Annotated in this window: 21 protein-coding genes; 4 read left to right on the top strand and 17 right to left on the bottom strand. The window is 33.5% G+C overall.

The window, feature by feature from the left end; all coding sequences use genetic code 11:
* The 10 genes from V7056_RS07810 to V7056_RS07765 all read right to left on the bottom strand — a co-directional run bounded on the left by V7056_RS07810 (nt 1) and on the right by V7056_RS07765 (nt 6,542).
* A complete protein-coding gene (locus V7056_RS07810) occupies nt 1-849 on the bottom strand; it encodes a hypothetical protein (RefSeq protein ID WP_499700809.1) in 849 nt (282 codons plus the stop codon).
* Nucleotides 846-1,535: an ABC transporter ATP-binding protein gene (locus V7056_RS07805; protein WP_192603330.1), complete on the bottom strand. Its 690-nt coding sequence runs from the start codon at nt 1,533-1,535 to the stop codon at nt 846-848. The genes V7056_RS07810 and V7056_RS07805 overlap by 4 nt, the downstream gene beginning before the upstream one ends.
* Nucleotides 1,532-1,927: a GntR family transcriptional regulator gene (locus V7056_RS07800; RefSeq protein WP_088000837.1), complete on the bottom strand. Its 396-nt coding sequence runs from the start codon at nt 1,925-1,927 to the stop codon at nt 1,532-1,534. The genes V7056_RS07805 and V7056_RS07800 overlap by 4 nt, the downstream gene beginning before the upstream one ends.
* Nucleotides 1,928-2,101: 174 nt before the next feature.
* Nucleotides 2,102-2,584 (bottom strand): DUF1648 domain-containing protein, encoded by a 483-nt coding sequence (locus tag V7056_RS07795; RefSeq protein WP_499700807.1) that lies wholly within the window; start codon nt 2,582-2,584, stop codon nt 2,102-2,104.
* A gap of 240 nt (nt 2,585-2,824) precedes the next feature.
* On the bottom strand, nt 2,825-3,124 hold the full coding sequence (locus V7056_RS07790) for a YxlC family protein (RefSeq protein WP_499700805.1): 300 nt from the start codon (nt 3,122-3,124) through the stop codon (nt 2,825-2,827).
* Entirely contained in the window at nt 3,117-3,656 is a 540-nt protein-coding gene (sigY, locus tag V7056_RS07785; protein ID WP_499700803.1) for an RNA polymerase sigma factor SigY, read from the bottom strand. The genes V7056_RS07790 and sigY overlap by 8 nt, the downstream gene beginning before the upstream one ends.
* Before the next feature lie 254 nt (nt 3,657-3,910).
* A complete protein-coding gene (locus V7056_RS07780; RefSeq protein WP_499700801.1) occupies nt 3,911-4,516 on the bottom strand; it encodes a flavin reductase family protein in 606 nt (201 codons plus the stop codon).
* Nucleotides 4,517-4,527: 11 nt separating this feature from the next.
* Nucleotides 4,528-5,133 carry an alpha/beta hydrolase gene (locus V7056_RS07775; protein WP_499700799.1) on the bottom strand — a complete coding sequence of 202 codons (606 nt, stop codon included), beginning with the start codon at nt 5,131-5,133 and terminating at the stop codon, nt 4,528-4,530.
* Nucleotides 5,134-6,078 carry a ring-cleaving dioxygenase gene (locus tag V7056_RS07770; RefSeq protein WP_499700797.1) on the bottom strand — a complete coding sequence of 315 codons (945 nt, stop codon included), beginning with the start codon at nt 6,076-6,078 and terminating at the stop codon, nt 5,134-5,136.
* Nucleotides 6,079-6,104: 26 nt separating this feature from the next.
* Nucleotides 6,105-6,542, bottom strand: coding sequence for a MarR family winged helix-turn-helix transcriptional regulator (locus V7056_RS07765; RefSeq protein ID WP_499700796.1), 438 nt, complete (start codon nt 6,540-6,542; stop codon nt 6,105-6,107).
* A 179-nt stretch (nt 6,543-6,721) separates the two neighbouring features.
* On the opposite strand from V7056_RS07765, the gene V7056_RS07760 reads away from it, so the two are divergent.
* Nucleotides 6,722-7,549 (top strand): DUF2935 domain-containing protein, encoded by an 828-nt coding sequence (locus V7056_RS07760; protein WP_499700794.1) that lies wholly within the window; start codon nt 6,722-6,724, stop codon nt 7,547-7,549.
* A 398-nt stretch (nt 7,550-7,947) separates the two neighbouring features.
* Here V7056_RS07760 and V7056_RS07755 read toward each other — a convergent pair whose 3' ends face one another.
* A complete protein-coding gene (locus tag V7056_RS07755; RefSeq protein ID WP_499700792.1) occupies nt 7,948-8,457 on the bottom strand; it encodes a P-loop NTPase family protein in 510 nt (169 codons plus the stop codon).
* A gap of 130 nt (nt 8,458-8,587) precedes the next feature.
* On the opposite strand from V7056_RS07755, the gene V7056_RS07750 reads away from it, so the two are divergent.
* Nucleotides 8,588-9,241: a glycosyltransferase gene (locus tag V7056_RS07750; protein ID WP_499700790.1), complete on the top strand. Its 654-nt coding sequence runs from the start codon at nt 8,588-8,590 to the stop codon at nt 9,239-9,241.
* 69 nt (nt 9,242-9,310) lie between these two features.
* Here the strand turns inward: V7056_RS07750 and V7056_RS07745 are convergent, their stop codons facing one another.
* The gene (locus tag V7056_RS07745) at nt 9,311-10,096 is read right to left on the bottom strand and encodes an EcsC family protein (RefSeq protein WP_499700788.1); all 786 of its coding nucleotides are present in this window, start codon (nt 10,094-10,096) and stop codon (nt 9,311-9,313) included.
* A gap of 631 nt (nt 10,097-10,727) precedes the next feature.
* Here V7056_RS07745 and V7056_RS07740 point away from each other — a divergent pair.
* Nucleotides 10,728-11,471 (top strand): TerC family protein, encoded by a 744-nt coding sequence (locus V7056_RS07740; protein ID WP_499700786.1) that lies wholly within the window; start codon nt 10,728-10,730, stop codon nt 11,469-11,471.
* Nucleotides 11,472-11,566: 95 nt separating this feature from the next.
* Here the strand turns inward: V7056_RS07740 and V7056_RS07735 are convergent, their stop codons facing one another.
* A complete protein-coding gene (locus V7056_RS07735; RefSeq protein WP_499700784.1) occupies nt 11,567-11,917 on the bottom strand; it encodes a VOC family protein in 351 nt (116 codons plus the stop codon).
* A gap of 33 nt (nt 11,918-11,950) precedes the next feature.
* Nucleotides 11,951-12,334 carry a YkvA family protein gene (locus tag V7056_RS07730; RefSeq protein WP_499700782.1) on the bottom strand — a complete coding sequence of 128 codons (384 nt, stop codon included), beginning with the start codon at nt 12,332-12,334 and terminating at the stop codon, nt 11,951-11,953.
* A 530-nt stretch (nt 12,335-12,864) separates the two neighbouring features.
* Between V7056_RS07730 and V7056_RS07725 the strand changes: the two genes are divergently transcribed.
* Nucleotides 12,865-14,598 (top strand): ABC transporter ATP-binding protein, encoded by a 1,734-nt coding sequence (locus V7056_RS07725; RefSeq protein ID WP_499700781.1) that lies wholly within the window; start codon nt 12,865-12,867, stop codon nt 14,596-14,598.
* Between the two features lie 76 nt (nt 14,599-14,674).
* Here V7056_RS07725 and V7056_RS07720 read toward each other — a convergent pair whose 3' ends face one another.
* From V7056_RS07720 to V7056_RS07710, 3 genes are all read right to left on the bottom strand, one after another.
* Nucleotides 14,675-15,337 (bottom strand): amino acid ABC transporter permease, encoded by a 663-nt coding sequence (locus V7056_RS07720; RefSeq protein ID WP_499700778.1) that lies wholly within the window; start codon nt 15,335-15,337, stop codon nt 14,675-14,677.
* A 13-nt stretch (nt 15,338-15,350) separates the two neighbouring features.
* The gene (locus tag V7056_RS07715) at nt 15,351-15,989 is read right to left on the bottom strand and encodes an amino acid ABC transporter permease (protein WP_499700776.1); all 639 of its coding nucleotides are present in this window, start codon (nt 15,987-15,989) and stop codon (nt 15,351-15,353) included.
* A 90-nt stretch (nt 15,990-16,079) separates the two neighbouring features.
* Nucleotides 16,080-16,886: a transporter substrate-binding domain-containing protein gene (locus V7056_RS07710; RefSeq protein WP_499700774.1), complete on the bottom strand. Its 807-nt coding sequence runs from the start codon at nt 16,884-16,886 to the stop codon at nt 16,080-16,082.
* Nucleotides 16,887-16,889 lie beyond the last annotated feature (3 nt).

Below are 16,889 nucleotides of genomic sequence, written 5' to 3'. Positions count from 1 at the left end.
TTACACCGAAACTTTATTCTGTAGCAAGTACTTACTTAACATAATTGAAATAGCAGTGATCAAACCGATTAAACCTAACTCAATATAAAATACTTCGTTTGGATAAAGTGAAAAGCCATTATTAGGCATTAAAACTAGCTCATTAATTAGAATTGGTGATATAAGGACAAACACAATAAATGCTGCATATAAAATTCCCAACACAATTCCTTTCCATCTAAAGCTACGCTCTAATAGAATCACGGTGAAAATCGCAAATATTGATACTAAACCAACACCATACGATAATAAAAACTGTATAAAGTTACTTGGTAAAACTGTTGTAAATAACATATTATTTAAGATTAAATCTACAGTACTAATCTTGCTTAGCAATTCACTAGGAACATTATTTTCAAATACAGTTATTTCAATTGGAAGTAAAATAAATTGGTAAGCGATTAAGCTTAATACCATGATTAGAATTGTGCTTGCTTTTGCAAAATAGATTGTCATTCTCGACGTCGGGACCATAAATAGTCGATATATAAATGTGTTTTTACCAAAATAATCTCTATACCAAATCATAAAAATATAAAGGAGCATTAACGCCACACAAATCGCTATAGGTGCTACGAAGAAAATATTATTTGTCACATGATGAAAACTAATTGTGCCATATGACGAAATAAATTCTTCTAACGCTTTACTTGAACTAGCATATTTAGCATGTTCTGCTTGATTTAAGTAATCTGATTTTGCGATGAAAATACTCACAAACTGTGAAATTGCAGTTAAAATTAATAATCCAATATATAATTTGATAAAACGGTTAATTTCGAAATTTACTAGTTTGATAAATCGATTCATGATTGATACACCTCTCTCATTACGTCAATCACTGACTTTCCTTCTTCCGATCGTAATTCTTCTGTATAAAATTCTTTTAAGATTTCTCCATTATCCAATAAGATGACTTTGTCTAATAAGTGTTCAATATCATTAATTTCGTGAGTTGTAATAATAACACCACGATCTTCTATTAAATGACTCGTGAATACTTTGGCGATTTGCTCTCTACTAAACATATCAATACCAGAGAATGGCTCATCCATTAGAACATAATCTACGTCTAATCCAAGACCAAATAATAAATTTGCTTTTGCTGCATTCCCTTTTGACAACTCACCTAATTTTTCATCTAAGTTTAATCGGAAAAATCCAAGTAATTCTTTTGCACGTTCTTGATTCCAGTTGACATAAAAATCCTGCATGAATTGGATTGCTTCGCCAACTGTAAAACTTGGAAGCATCGTTAAAGTATCAGGGATAAATGTAATATTTTCATACATTGAATGATGAATCTTCTTCTCATCTATTAAGATTTCACCTTGATCAATTGGCGTTAAGCCCATAATTGCTTTCATCGTTGTAGACTTTCCTACTCCATTTATTCCAATTAAACATGTTATTTCGCCTTTATTAGCTGTAAAATTGATATTTCTTAGAACATGTTTTCGTCCGAATTTTTTAGAAACATTACTTACTTTTATCATTTAGACTCTCCTTCTTCATGGTTAGTCTGCTTCAATTCATAATTTTTCTTAACCATTTCTAGTAATTCCTCAACTGGGACATTGATGACCTTAATTGAATCAACAAACTCATTAACTGCTTCCATAATTAGCTCATTTCGTATTCCCTTTAATATTTCAACATCAGTCGTTATTTTACTTGGGTAATTTTTTTCCGTTGTTATCAATCCTTGTTCCTCCATTTCCTTGTACGCTTTTTGTACAGTATTTGGATTTATATTAAATTGAACAGCGAGTTCTCTTCTTGATGGTATTTCTTGTCCAGCTTCTAATAGTCTTTTAGCAATTTGTTGTTTAAAATGCCTAACTACCTGTAAATATACTGGCTCTCTATTGTTCACAATAAACTCCATCAGCCCACCTCCTAATTCATCATACCGATTTTAAGTGTGTGTACTACTTGGTTCATACACCTTATACGTGTACTATACAGTTAATACACCAAACTTGTCAAACACAAATTTCAAAAAAAATACCAACCTTATTTAGAGATGCTTCTAAAAGGTTGGTATTCCATCAATTCTAAGTTATCTATATTTCCTTGAATTCACTAAATACATGATGAACGTACTGAACAATATGACTAAAAATAAGATCATGACATATGAATTCAATTGTATATTTTCAACAATTACCCGGCTTATATACGCAATTATAATCATGATTTCTAAGTTCATTATAGACATCATTCTGACAGCCATTTGATATTGTTTCTCTGCATTTTCTTCAGTAATTTCTACAATATAATTAAACTTATGTGGTATGCGCTGAGTTCTTTTATTTAGTATATATATTAATATACTAACTCCCAAAAGTATGAAGATACTTTCTTTCGGCCCCCTATAATCTACATCTCCCAAATAGTTAAAATGCATCGGGATTTGATCTGGTAATTTCGCATAATTAACTAGTAAATATATTGCCGTTCCCCCAATTATAAAAACTGAAATAATATTAATCCAATTTTGCAAAGGCGTTCTTTGTATATCTAACCTTGGTCTACTCTCCATGTGTAGTCCCTCTCTTTCTATTTCACTATTTATAATCTATTTACCTTCCGATCCTTTCTGACGACTAAAAAGTAGAAGAAAATACTAGGGAAAGGAAACTGAATCATTCCCACTAGTCCCCAGAGCCAAGAAGAACGATTTCTCTTTTTAGCATTCGTAAACAATAGGATACTTTGAGATATTAAAATGATAAAAACTAAAACCAATGTAATTATATTTTCAACTGTCCATTCCATTGATCTACCACTCGCTTTCGATTTTCTTTTTATCTCTTATAAAAATTAATGGTATTGCTATAAACCCCAACAGTTGTATGACAATTAGATTCATCGGTGTTTGAAGTGAAAGAAGGATTGCTCCGACAAAAAGACTACAAGCTACACAAATAAACAAAATTAACTCCTTCACATAAGACGACCTTTTTCGATGCTGGTGCAAAGTAATTTTTTGAGTGATGTTATTTAATGATGGGATCTCAACTTCAGTTAATTCGTCGATTTGCTTCATTGCTGATAACAGTTCATCTGTTTCTTTACTCATCCTGCATTAGCTCCTTTCTTAATTCCTTCATGCCATTATGAATTCTTGATTTAACCGTACCTTCACGTATGTTCATCATTTTGGCGATTTCTTCATTTGTATATCCGTAGTAATGCTTTAATAAAATTGCAGTACGAACTTCAGATTTTAATTTATTAAATCCTTCCATGACATCACCCCATTCAAACCCTTTATAGGAAAGCTGCCAATTTAAAGAACGGGACAAATTCTCTATTTCAGTTTTTTGCCAAAACCACTCGCGCTTTTTTCTTCTTTGCTGATCTAAATATAGTCTCGTTGCAATTGTAATTAACCATGTAGAGAACTTAGACTGAGCGTTGTATTTTTGAATATGATCGAAACCCTTTAGCATCGTATCCTGCACGAGGTCTTCAGCAGTTTGTGGATCGAGTGTCATTTTTAATACATATTTATATAAAAAGGAATAGTATGTTTGAAATAACTCTGCAAATGCTTCATGATTACCTTCTTGGGCGAGTTTGACGACTTCTAATTCTTCGAAAGAATCCATTCCTTCCTCCTTCCACCAAGCAATAGATGATTCATATTTAATTTGATTACATAGGTTATACGTTTATCTTCTACAAATCGTTCATTTTTCTTTTTAATTTTTTTTTGAGATTCGTTAACATTGTTCTTTTTAACTTGAGATTAGGCTCCTGATGCCTCAACTGACCAGCGAAAAATCCACGAACAAGGAGTTTTTTTGAAACAAAAAATAAAACCCTATCTAATGTTAGATAAGGTATCATTTTTATTATAAGATTATTTTGGTCGTTCAATTGTAAAAATTTCACCGATCTTAGCATAATGGTCTCCAGCTAAACGGCTGACTGCCATTAAGCCATTGGAATCAATTCGTCCATTTTCATAAATGGCTTCATCGATATGATAGTGTACAATTTTGCCAATTAATAAATCGCAGGCTTCATTATTCGTGCCTAAAGGAATTGCTTGTTCTAGTTTGCATTCTAAACGAATTTTCGCTTCTTTTACACCTGGTACTGATATTTTTACACTATCGACTGGCGTTAAGCCCGCTAATTGAATTTCACTTTCGTTGGGAGGTAATGCTGCAGCTGTTTTGTTGATTGCTTCAACATTTAGTTCATCAACAATGTGAACTACGAATTCGTTTTTCTCTATGGCATTTCTTGCAGTATCCTTTTGTTTACCCGCTTGTCGTTGTACTGAAATAGATATCATAGGTGGATTTGCCGTTATGATGTTGAAGTAACTGAATGGTGCTCCATTTATGATTCCTTCACTTGATTCGGTTGTAACAAAAGCAATCGGTCTCGGAATAATTCCACCAATTAAAAACTTATAATTATCACGTTCACTCAAATCTGTTGGAGAAAAAGATTTCATGAATTCACCTCTTAAAAGTTTTTTTCGTACCATTCTGTTGCTTTTTCGATTTCTGTTCTTGTTAAGCTATGACCATTATTTTCCCAATGCGTTTCTACTTTTGCACCTGCACCTTGTAATAAAGAAGCTAACTCTTCAGTTTCTTGAGGAAGACAAATTGGATCATTTTTTCCTGCACCAATAAAGACTGAAAGATTCTTCATTTGTGGTAAATCTAAATTTCTAATCGGTACCATTGGATGTAATAACATAGCACCTTTCAATACATCCTCATAATGGAATAGTAAGCTACCAGCAATGTTAGCTCCATTAGAGTAACCAATCGCAATGACATGATTCGGATTAAAATCATATTCAGTTGAAGCCTGATCGATAAATTCTTTTAACTCTTTTGTACGGAATACTAAATCCTCTTCATCAAATACTCCTTCAGCTAGTCGCTTAAAAAATCTTGGCATACCATTTTCACTTACATTACCTCTTACTGATAGAACTGAAGCTTCATCATCAATCATACTAGCAATTGGAAGCAGGTCATGTTCATTTCCTCCTGTACCATGAAGTAATAGAAAAGTTGGCTTACTTGGATTCGTCCCTTTAATGAATATGTGTTTCATTTAATTTTCTCCTTTCAATTCTCTGATAACGATTGGTTGCAAGTGATTTTCGATACCTTCGCGGTTTACTTCCTGCCATTTAGGAAGCATTAGCTTTTCTCCTAAGCTATCTTTTGGTTCATCAATCATAAAGCCTGGAGGATCAGTTGCAATTTCAAATAATAGTCCGCCATGCTCACGGAAATAAATTGCATGAAAATAATTTCTATCTTTTATTTCAGTTACGCCGTATTGATGGTCATGAATCTTATGCTGCCAATTTACATGTTCTTCATCATTACCTGCACGCCAAGCGATATGATGTACTGTACCAACACCCATCACACCTCTTCCAACTGGTGCAAGCTCGATATCGATGATATTACCAATTTCGCCACTTGCTTTAAAGCGCAAGTAATTTCCTTCTTGGCCTAAGCTCTCTAATTCCATTACATCTTCTAGTAACTCGGCAGTTTTATGTGGTGCGCCAGAATATAAAACCGCTCCTCCAAAACCTTTTATTGCTACATTTTTTGTTACACCATTAAATTCCCATGTATTTGTTGCACCTGCTTCTCTTTCAACTAGTTCTAAATGTAAGCCGTGGACATCTTCGAACTGTAGAAATGTTTCACCAAATCTTGTTACTTTTTTCGTTTCAATATGGAAAGATTTTAAACGATTTTCCCAAAAACCTAATGAATTTGTTGGAATTAAAAATGTTGTAATCCCTACTTGGCCGCTTCCTACTTTACCTTTATAAGCGTTTGCCCAAGGGAAAAATGTCATAATCGTTCCTGGATCTGCATTTTCGTTTCCAAAGTAAAAATGGTATGTTCCCGGATCATCAAAGTTAATCGTTTTCTTTACAAAACGTAATCCTAAAATACCAGCATAGAAATCCATATTTTCCTGTGGATCGCCAACAATAGCAGTTATATGGTGTATACCTTTCATTTTTACCATTCTTCTTCTCCCTTTCTACATTGTGATTATTTATTTAGTTTTCTTAATAAATTAAGCAATTGTTTTTGTTCATCTTCAGTAAGTTTACTGAATTGGTTTTGTTGAAATTTCTCTTGCGTCGGAACTATTTCTTCATACATTTTTTCACCAAGTTCAGTTAAAGAAAGATATTTATTCTTCCATTCAACCTCCCTCTTTATCCAGTTCATCTCTTCCATCTTTTTCAACAAATGAGTTACATTTCCCTTTGTTACGACTAATTTATCTGCTAATTCTTGCTGTGTAATTCTCTTATTTCTGCCAACATGTACGATTACATCAAATTGTGCAGTCGTTAAGTCCCACTTCTTTAGGTGTTGATTAGACTCTCTAACATTTTTAAGATAGAAACGCGCTAATCGGAACCATAATAATATAGCTAAATTTTTAGATTTATTTGAAGAAAATTCATGATTATCTTGCATAGCAACCACCTCTAAGATCGATCTTGTTATCAGTTTAATATTAAACTGATAACAAATCAAGTAAAATGTTTTATGAATTTAGTATGATTATATTCTTTTATTATTATGATTTGTAATGTTCAAGTCCAAATGAAAATAACTATAAATGGAAGCGGTAAATAATATGTAGGGGTGATTTCATGTCCAACCTTTTTGTTTCACGTTCATTAGATGAAATTCTATTTTGGTCAAGAATTATGAAAGAGCATTCATTATTTCTCAAGCTTGGATTTAATTGCGATGATACCGAACTCATAAATGAAGCAGATCAATTTTATAAATTATTTGAAGCAATTGAAACGAAAGCCCAAAATTTCACCATTCAATCAGATCCTCGACAAATACAACAATTTAATATAGAAGTTCATAATTCTGCTTCCATGATATGGGCCTTTAAGCGAAAAATACTGGGGCTAATTATAACCTGTAAAATATCAGGTAATAATTTTCCGCTGCTTGTTGACCACACAAGTAGAGAAGCTGCATACTTCGCAAATCGTTTAAAAGAATTAAATGAAGGGAAACTAAAACCTCAGCCTGCAGCTATTATTAGGGAGAATGTATTCTTCCTTAGAATTATGGCAGATCATGCAAAGTTTATTGGACATCTTTTAGATCCTTCAGAAAGAAAACTAGTCGAACAAGCACGAGATTTTAGTCATGATTTTGATCAATTACTATTTCAAGCAGTTGATTTAGAAGCGATGCAACCGCAATCTGAGACTGTTCCACTAATCGATAAATTACTTGATGAAAATCGAGTTTCAGTAAAGTCTCTTAGAGACTTTAAGAAATCAGCTCGTGATTTAATTGAAGCATGTAAAATTAAGAGTATTATTCATCCACTTTTAGCAGACCATGTGTTTAGGGAAGCTGAAAGATTTTTACAAATTATAGACTTGTTTGAAGCAGAGCTTACTGGAACAAGTACACAAAGTATAGAAGATATCGCAAACCACGGTTTTTAGAGACTAGATATCACAATATAAATCTTTACGGTTAATCGTTTTCAATCAGTATGAATCGCTTACTTTGTTTACCGACAGAAAGCAAAAAGATAACTCTTTTTGCTTTTTTTATTTGATAAATTCACTTTAAAAAGGAGTTCTTCAGCAAGATTAATAAACTATTAAATAAATCTACTAAAATGCGCCAATCACGGAAGCTTTGTTCGTAAAAAAAGTGAATTTGAATGGCAATGCCAGTCGCTACTTCCGCAAGTAATTATTTAAAATATAATTATTTAAGTACTACTACGTTATGACCAAATGATGGAGCAAAGTTAACTTTGATCGATTTAATAAATAACAAAAAAGTAAAAAGATATGTCTTTTTGCTTTTTCGGTTTTCGCTCTTCATTTATTTACTAATGAAATAATTTATCTATATCTTGATTGTCCTTAAGAAGGTACACCTTATGGTTGTACTGCTTAAGCATATTTAATATATCAGGTTTATACAGCAGTTCAAAATTACGATTCCACGTATACATTTTCCTCAACATCTTCAATGTCGGCTTATAGTTCGCTTTCTCTATATTTAATCTTTGTAAGATAAATCTTTTAAGAATTCTATATTTCCTTTTCTTTTTTGAAACATCTAAAAGCAAAATCATATCCGCTAGTTCGAAGCTCTTTTTAACCCATTCATAATGAACCCCTTCAACAATCCAGTAATTTTGTCCAATGATATTCTGAAAAATAGCGTCACGATCGTCCATACTATTTCTGATATCTCCATTACTTGTTCTTTTCCAAACTATATTGTCCAATTCGTAATAAGGAATAGATAAAATATTTGATATATTTTTCGCTAAAGTTGTCTTTCCACTTCCAACCGAGCCAATGATATGAATTCTTTTCGGCTTATTTTTCATGCATGTTACTCCCAATATTTACTTTTGATTATTTAGAAAATTTATATAATTTTAATTATGAATGAAATTACTAAAAAAATCCAAAATAATATTTGAGCTTTTAAAAATTTATTGAATAGGAGATAACAACTTGAAAAAACAGTTCCTTAAAATGGCAGTAATGTTTCTATGTTTTAGTTTAATACTAGCACCTTTAAAATCCTACGCAGAAACTGATTCTCGCGTTCAATCAAAATGTATGAGTAAGTCAGCAGTTCAGCTTAAAGAAAATATGCATAAACTTTGGACGGATCATACTGTTTGGACTAGTAAATACATCACTAGTGCTGTTGCCGGATTACCAGATCAAGAGAAAGTATTAGCAAGATTATTACAAAACCAAAAAGATATAGGCAATGCAATTAAACCTTACTACGGTGTTGCTGCTGGCGACCAACTCGCAAAGCTATTTACTGACCATATTCTAATAGCTGGTAAAATAGTTGAAGCTGGAAAGAAAAATGATATGAATACATTAAATAGCTTAAATGCTGAATGGTTTAAAAATGCAGACGATATTGCTAATTTTTTAAGCAAAGCAAATCCGCATTGGAACAATAAAGAATTAAAAGATCTGTTGCATACTCATTTAAAAATGGTTACTGAAGAATTAATTACAAGACTGAAAATGGATTGGGAAGGAAATGTAAGAGCCTTCGACCATGGCTTAAATCACATTTACAAATTGTCTGATGTACTTTCTGAAGGAATTATCAAGCAATTTCCTACTAAATTCAAAAACTAAACAAACGTTTGATTAAAATCTGTAATCAAAAAAGATGAATCCTCTTTTCGGATTCATCCTTTTTTTGTCTTATAAACTTTTCATTCTCTCCATTACTTTTCTCTTTTTATATAACATTCTTCCTACTTCACCAACATCTTCAATCGCCTGCTTATTTACATATGCTCCGAATACTAATCCCGCTATCGGAACCATTTGAAAAAGCTTCTTCCATCCCATATTATCTCGATAAGTAAAAAACACTTCTCTCCATCCTTCAATTTGAGAAAAAGCTTTTTTCCCCTCAACATATGTTAATTCTTCTAATATTGCTTTCTTTCCAACAATATCAGAGGATGTAAATTGAAGACATTTAATGATGAAAATTCTCTCTTCCTGATCATTCGGATCATATCCATATGAAATTGCAATTTCTTGAAGTGTTTTTAAAGTAAGCCCTAATAAAATAGGGACATCGATCGCAAGTGTAAAGATTCCACCAAAACCAGTTGTTGCTCCTTGTACCTTTGCAAATTGTTTCCGGCTTAAAACAAATGCACTTGCAGCTTTGTCCATTTGTTCAATGGATAACTGATCAACATGGTCTAATTCCGTTAACTCTTCGACGGAAATTTCTTTACTCATTTTAGCAAGTGTAGACGGAACGCTGACTAAATACTGCCCACCAGCATTTACATATTTTGAAAGCTCATCTAAAATACTACCTATTTTATCGTGAATAAATTTTGGTGTGATCTTATCTAAAATCATAAAAGGAATTCTGCCTATTTTCTCCCAAAAAAATAAATTCTTTTGATCTTTTTCCCACTTTTCAATTTCTTTTAGTTGTTCTAATAAATACTCTTTATTTTCCATAAAATCTCCTATCATTCCGACTAATATAGTATCACTATAAAGCTTTGTTCAATATAAAGTAAATGATCAAGAGTTTATTTCATTTCTTTGAAATGGCTTTTTTCGTATATATTGTTTCTATATAAGAATGTTCTAGTTCTCCAGGATGCTCCCTTACTTGCCTTGTGGGGTCTCAGCCTTGGGTCCACAGGATGTGGATCGTGCAAACGTTACGACAGGACGTTGTGGTTTTAGTATGCCTACCTTACTTGCCTACAGGAGTCTCGTACCTTCCTTTGTAATCAACTTTTGTCTAAGTCATTTACTATCCAAAATCAACAATCTTAAAGAAAAGTCCCTTTGAAAAAGGTATTCAAATTCAATTATAGAATAATAATTAATTCAAATTGAATAGTATTTATAGTGGGAGTTTTTTATAATGAGACGCACTCCACACATTCTCTCATTCAAACTAACACCCCCGAGTGGAAATCTTGATTTCAAAGCCCCAAATTTCAATAAATATATATTATTTACCTTCAAAAATCTAAAATTGGATAAGTAAAGATTTATTAAGGGATTATATGGGGAAGGAGTTTAAAATAATTTGTTGTACATTTAAATAAAAAGCTCGATTGGTTAGGAGGAGTTTATGGAACTTTCTTTATTATTAGAGTATGGGTGGGTTTTACTGATTTTGATTCTGTTAGAAGGATTATTATCTGCAGATAATGCATTAGTTTTAGCAGTAATGGCTAAGCATCTACCAGAGGAGCAACAAAAAAAGGCCATTAATATTGGGTTGCTTTTAGCGTTTATATTTAGAATCGGTGCTATCTTTATTATTTCGTTTCTTTTTCATGTTTGGCAGGTTCAAGCAATCGGCGCTGCATATTTAATCTTTATTGCTTTAAAACATTTACTCAAAAAACATGATGATGGAAAAGACCAAAAAGGAAAAAGCTATCGAATGACCATTGCTCAAATATCATTAGCTGATATCGCATTCGCCATCGATTCTATTTTAGCTGCAGTGGCACTTGTTATTGATTTGCCTGATACAAAAATGGGCGAAATTGGTGGTATGGATGGTGCGAAATTTATCGTGATTATCATCGGGGCAATTGCAGGCTTAATTGTTATTCGATTTGCTGCCGGTTTCTTCGTTAAGATTTTAACGAAACGTCCTAAACTTGAAACAGCCGCAATGTTGTTGGTTGGTTGGGTCGGAGTTAAATTAGTCATGCATACACTAGCGCACCCTGCAGTACACATACTTTCTCATGATTTCGTCGAAGGACCAATATGGAATACAATTTTTTGGTCAGTAATGCTTCTAATCGCTCTAGGTGGATGGTTTTTATCTAAGGAGAATACAAATCAAACGAGTGAATAAAAATAATGACGAAACGCTTGGATATATGACTACGTCCAAGCGTTATTTGTTTTTTTTGACAATGTAAAAAATCTACGCCCGCTTTATTAAAAGCTTTAGCATTTACAAACCATTAAATGATTTCCATCAGGATCTTTAAAATTAAAATAATGGTTATGTTCTATTCCTGTTGTTAAGTGGACATTCATACTTTTCATATACTCATAGGCATCTTCAATGTTGTTCGTATTTAAATGAAAAAGTGGAGTTTTTATGAGGTTTTCTTCTGAATAAATCTTGCTGTCTAATACAATTCCTGTACCAATCATTGGAACGATATATAAATGACCATACAGTATTTCTCCATCTCTAGGTATTCCAAGTATTTCACAGTACCAATTACTTGCTTCCTCGATGTTTTTGACTGGAATAAAAATAGTCCCAACTTGATTTAAAATAAGCTTCATAAACTTCCCCCTAACTTAGTCATAAAAAAGTTATTAGATAAATAGACGATAAATTTTATAACTAGCCCAAATGACAATCAAAATCCATATAAATACGATGACCGCACCGACAAACCAATTCTTTGGCTTACCTTTCTTCATCATCTCCGCTGCTTTCTCTTCACATTCCAGTAGTACATTCTTTGGTATCATCTTTACTGCCAGTGTGATCCCTATTGGAATCAGAATGACATCGTCTAAGTAGCCAAGTATAGGGATAAAGTCCGGGATTAAGTCGATCGGACTGAATGCATACGCAACCACACACGCTGTAAATACTTTCGCATACATTGGTACTCTTTCATCTTTACATGCAAAGTAAAGTACAAATATTTGTCGCTTAATTTTCTTAGCCCATTTCTTCATTTTTTCAAACATTTCATTCTCCTTAAAACCTATATGATTTTCAAATTCATCATTCTCATTTAATCATGTCATATAGTATTAAGTTCGAGGTTCAATGAAATTTACCTCCACTTATTTATGATAACTATATACTTTCATTACATTGAAAACCTACTTTAGAATGTAAAAAACAAATCCTGATCTCGGATAAGATACAAGGTTTGTTTTTATTCTATTCAATTTTTTCAAAAGGAAATTCTTGCATCGAATAAATATCTCCTTTAGCCTGGTCAATTACAATACCCCATTCTGTTAGTAGGTCTATTCGCTTGGCAACATTTACCCATAAGTCGTAAAATACAGTTCTTTCACCAACTGATTTACAGTTCTCTCTTTTTGGTAATGTGTATAAAATGATAGTAATCATGAAAAAGGAGGAATAAACATGAGAAACATCGTGAGTCAAACCGTACGAACATATAAGGGTGGAACACTTTCTTAAGATGTAAACGGTGTACCCCCATATATGTGTTAATGTAAATAACACAATAAAGGGGTAATTTATGCATTTTCCAGTTAAAAAGTTTTTCTCATATTACAAACCGTATTTAAAGTTGTATCTTTCCATATTAGTCTGTGCCTTTTTCGTATCCACAATAACTTTGATATTTCCTCTGCTCGTTCGATATATTACAAAAGATGTTTTGGAAGGCGACATCTCCAGTTCACTAAATGATGTTTACTGGATTGGAGGGTTGATGTTAGTTCTAGTCACAATTCAGAATCTAGGCAATTTCTTCGTGGATTATAAAGGTCATGAAGTCGGGGCACGTATGGAACGTGATATGCGTAGTGAGCTATTTTCACATATGCAAAAGCTTTCCTTTAGCTTTTACGATCAGGAAAAGACCGGTCAGCTCATGTCTCGAATAACGAATGATTTGTTACTTCTCTCCGAGTTGTACCACCATGGTCCAGAAGACTACATCAAATATCTCGTCCGCTTTATTGGGGCATTTAGCATTTTGTTTTTTATTAACGCACCGTTAACTATCGCAGTATTCTGCTTTTTACCATTCTTGGGTGCTTTTACATTGTATTTTAATAAGGTTTTGAATCGGGCATTAAGAAGAAACAAAGAACGAATTGGTGATATAAACTCACAGGTAGAAGACAGTCTATCTGGAATCCGCGTTGTGAAATCATTTGCAAATGAAAATGTAGAGATTGAAAAGTTTAATAAAGAGAATAATCGTTTCCTCGATAGTCGAAAAGAAACTTACAAGGCAGAAGCCTATTTTTACAATGGTGTTGAAATACTGCTCCAACTAATTACCATTACGGTGATTATTTTCGGTAGTACCAAAATCGTCAATAACGAAATTGATTTAGCAGATTTGATTACTTTTTTAATGTACATCAATTTTATGATTGAACCAATACAGCGACTTACACATATGAGCACTCAGTTTCAAGAAGGTATTACTGGATTCCAACGATTTATGGAAATCATGAATCTAAAGCCTGTGATTGAAAACAGTTCAAAAGCGCTTATATTGGGGGATGTCCAAGGGGAAATTGAGTTCAAGAATGTTTCTTTTCAGTATGGTAACCATCTGAATCATGTCTTAGTCAATATTTCACTCCATGTTCAGCCTGGTAAATATATTGCGCTAATTGGGGCGTCTGGAGCAGGAAAAACAACATTATGCTCTCTCATACCTCGTTTTTACGATGTAACTGATGGTGAATTACTTTTAGACGGCATCAATATTCGTGATATCGACCTACAGTCATTAAGAAATGCAATCGGTATTGTTCAGCAAGATGTTTATTTATTTGCAGGCACAATAATTGAAAATATCCGATATGGAAATCCAAATGCTAATGAAGAAGAAATCATCATTGCTGCAAAACATGCTTATGCACATGAATTTATCATGAGTTTACCAAATGGTTATTACACTGAGATTGGACAACGAGGCGTTAAACTTTCTGGAGGTCAAAAACAGCGACTAAGCATCGCTCGCGTATTCTTAAAAAATCCACCAATTCTCATTTTAGATGAGGCAACAAGTGCACTTGATAACGAGAGTGAAACCTTCATTAAGGAGTCACTAGAATCGTTGGCGAAAGGACGTACAACAATTGTAATTGCCCATCGGCTTTCCACTATTCGCAATGCCGGTCGGATTCTCGTTTTGACAGATGAAGGTATTACTGAACAAGGTACACACGATGAATTGTTGACAAATGGCGGAGTATATAAACAACTATATTCCAAGCAATTTGAATGACCATTATCAGCATAAATATACCCTATAAAGTAGACCTTTTTGTGTCTACTCTATAGGGTTCTTTATGTTGGAGTTATTATATCTGTTTTAATTCTAATCTTCTCGCGATCATTGACAAAGCAAAGTTAACGATGAAATACATGAACGATACCATGACCAGTACAGGTACTACATATGATCCTTTTTGTGCATAGATAATTTGTCCATTATGCAATACATCAGGCAGCGCAATCACAACAGCTAGAGACGTATCTTTCAGCAAAGAGATAAATTGACTTACAATAGGCGGCACCATTCTTCTCAGCGCTTGGGGCACGATGATATAGCGTAAAGTCTGAATGTAGTTTAGTCCCGAAGCACGTCCTGCTTCAATCTGCCCTTTTTCAATAGAGTTTAAGCCACTACGAATAATTTCCGAAATCATAGCTGATTCAAAAACAGTCAATGCTGCGATTGCGGCTGCTGTAATTTCCATCTCAATTCCGATTTCAGGAAGTGCAAAATAAGTAAAGAAAATAATTAGTAATAAAGGTAGGTTACGAATCGTCTCAACGATCACAGCTAGCAAATGAGAAACAACCGGAATTTTTGCATATCGAAGTGTACCTACAATACCGCCGATTATGAAACTAAGTACAATTGAAATCGCAGCGACCTTTAGAGTAACCCAAAATCCTTCTAACAGAAATCTTACATTGTCAGGTGAATATACTTCTAAGAATGGCGCTAGAAAATCCATCTATACACCCTCCCTAATTACTTCTAGCCATGCGTTTTTCTAAAAAAACAACCCCTAAACTTAAAGGAATCGTTATAATTAAATAAAATAATCCTACAAAAATATAAGTATCAAAGGTCGCATAAGTCATTGCAGATATGAGATCCCCTTGATACATTAAATCCCCGCCTGCTACTACTGCTAGTAATGAAGAATTTTTAACTAAATTGATAAATTGGTTGCCTAGTGGTGGAATAACGATTTTAATCGCCTGCGGGAGAATAACCATTCTCATTGCCTGACCATATGTTAACCCTGTCGATCGGGCAGCTTCCATTTGCCCTTTTGGAACAGACAAAATCCCGGCACGAATAGCCTCAGCAATAAATGCGGCTGTGTAGATGGTCAATCCTATTGTTCCTGCAATCATTCCTCCAAAGTTCCCAACTAAGAAAGTGAAAAACACAATAACCAATACTGGTATATTACGAATAAATTCAACATATGCCGTGCCAACCCAGTTAAGTAGCCTAAATGGAGCAATTCTCATAACAGCAATTACTGTTCCTAAAATAAAGCTTGCTATTAAAGCTATTAAACTAGTAATAATCGTTATTTTTAAACCTTCCAAAAATAAATCCATATATTTCGTTAGTATCGAGAAATCTAGCAAACGATCTCCTCCTAATTAATCAGGATGAGTAGGTCCGAAAAACTTGCATTCGGACTACTACACATCCTATGAGAATCCCGATAGTAATAATTAGTTTTTAATCCACTTATCCTTTATTTCAGCGTACTTACCTGAATCCTTCAGACTTTTTAATGCTTTATTTAACTCATCGACAAGCTCTTTATTGCCTTTCTTTACAGCAATTCCATAAGGCTCTTCAGTGAACGTTCCTCCTACCAATTCAAAGGAAGGATCTTCTTCTGCCATACCATATAAAATTGCGTCATCAGTCGTGAGCGCATCACCCTTTCCAGACTTTAAAGCTGTAAAGGCTTCAGCATAATTTTCAAATTCAAGGACTGTTGTTTCAGGAGCCTTCTCACGAATATTAATTGAAGATGTCGAGCCTTTAACAGCCAGCACCTTCGTTCCTTTTTTTAAATCTTCAATGCTTTTTACTTTGCTACCTTTTTTCACAAGCAATGATTGACCAGCATCAAAATAGACATCAGTAAAATCTACTTCTTTTTTACGTTCTTCATTGATCGTCATTGTTGCGACTACTGCATCAACCTTGCCATTATTTAGAAGGCCTACTCGTGTTTTAGAAGTAACCTCTATGTACTCCGGCTTAACATCATCGCCAAACATTTCTTCTGTTAATGCTTTTGAAAGATCGATGTCAAATCCTTCTACATCACCCGTTGAAGGATTTTTCAATCCGAACAAACGCGTGTCATGCTTTACGCCAAACACAATTTTTTTATCTTCTTTAATTTGAGCAAATACATCCTTGCTGTTTCCTTTAGAGTCCTTGTCCCCACCGCAACCAGCAAGGAAACTGGTCGCCATAATTGATACAAGTGCCAATTTCATGAAATTTTTTATTTTAAACATATC

The sequence above is a fragment of the Bacillus sp. JJ664 genome, from assembly GCF_036962205.1.
Lineage (GTDB): Bacteria > Bacillota > Bacilli > Bacillales > Bacillaceae_G > Gottfriedia.
The sequence above is the reverse complement of the archived record's forward strand: the minus strand, read 5'-3'. Positions and strand labels throughout refer to the sequence as shown.

Bases quoted from the DNA above. Each gene is read 5' to 3' on its own strand.
- V7056_RS07810 (WP_499700809.1), bottom strand. From the start codon at position 849: ATGAATCGATTTATCAAACTAGTAAATTTCGAAATTAACCGTTTTATC.
- V7056_RS07805 (WP_192603330.1), bottom strand. From the start codon at position 1,535: ATGATAAAAGTAAGTAATGTTTCTAAAAAATTCGGACGAAAACATGTT.
- V7056_RS07800 (WP_088000837.1), bottom strand. From the start codon at position 1,927: ATGGAGTTTATTGTGAACAATAGAGAGCCAGTATATTTACAGGTAGTT.
- V7056_RS07795 (WP_499700807.1), bottom strand. From the start codon at position 2,584: ATGGAGAGTAGACCAAGGTTAGATATACAAAGAACGCCTTTGCAAAAT.
- V7056_RS07790 (WP_499700805.1), bottom strand. From the start codon at position 3,124: ATGAGTAAAGAAACAGATGAACTGTTATCAGCAATGAAGCAAATCGAC.
- sigY (WP_499700803.1), bottom strand. From the start codon at position 3,656: ATGGATTCTTTCGAAGAATTAGAAGTCGTCAAACTCGCCCAAGAAGGT.
- V7056_RS07780 (WP_499700801.1), bottom strand. From the start codon at position 4,516: ATGAAATCTTTTTCTCCAACAGATTTGAGTGAACGTGATAATTATAAG.
- V7056_RS07775 (WP_499700799.1), bottom strand. From the start codon at position 5,133: ATGAAACACATATTCATTAAAGGGACGAATCCAAGTAAGCCAACTTTT.
- V7056_RS07770 (WP_499700797.1), bottom strand. From the start codon at position 6,078: ATGGTAAAAATGAAAGGTATACACCATATAACTGCTATTGTTGGCGAT.
- V7056_RS07765 (WP_499700796.1), bottom strand. From the start codon at position 6,542: ATGCAAGATAATCATGAATTTTCTTCAAATAAATCTAAAAATTTAGCT.
- V7056_RS07760 (WP_499700794.1), top strand. From the start codon at position 6,722: ATGTCCAACCTTTTTGTTTCACGTTCATTAGATGAAATTCTATTTTGG.
- V7056_RS07755 (WP_499700792.1), bottom strand. From the start codon at position 8,457: ATGAAAAATAAGCCGAAAAGAATTCATATCATTGGCTCGGTTGGAAGT.
- V7056_RS07745 (WP_499700788.1), bottom strand. From the start codon at position 10,096: ATGGAAAATAAAGAGTATTTATTAGAACAACTAAAAGAAATTGAAAAG.
- V7056_RS07740 (WP_499700786.1), top strand. From the start codon at position 10,728: ATGGAACTTTCTTTATTATTAGAGTATGGGTGGGTTTTACTGATTTTG.
- V7056_RS07735 (WP_499700784.1), bottom strand. From the start codon at position 11,917: ATGAAGCTTATTTTAAATCAAGTTGGGACTATTTTTATTCCAGTCAAA.
- V7056_RS07730 (WP_499700782.1), bottom strand. From the start codon at position 12,334: ATGTTTGAAAAAATGAAGAAATGGGCTAAGAAAATTAAGCGACAAATA.
- V7056_RS07725 (WP_499700781.1), top strand. From the start codon at position 12,865: ATGCATTTTCCAGTTAAAAAGTTTTTCTCATATTACAAACCGTATTTA.
- V7056_RS07720 (WP_499700778.1), bottom strand. From the start codon at position 15,337: ATGGATTTTCTAGCGCCATTCTTAGAAGTATATTCACCTGACAATGTA.
- V7056_RS07710 (WP_499700774.1), bottom strand. From the start codon at position 16,886: ATGTTTAAAATAAAAAATTTCATGAAATTGGCACTTGTATCAATTATG.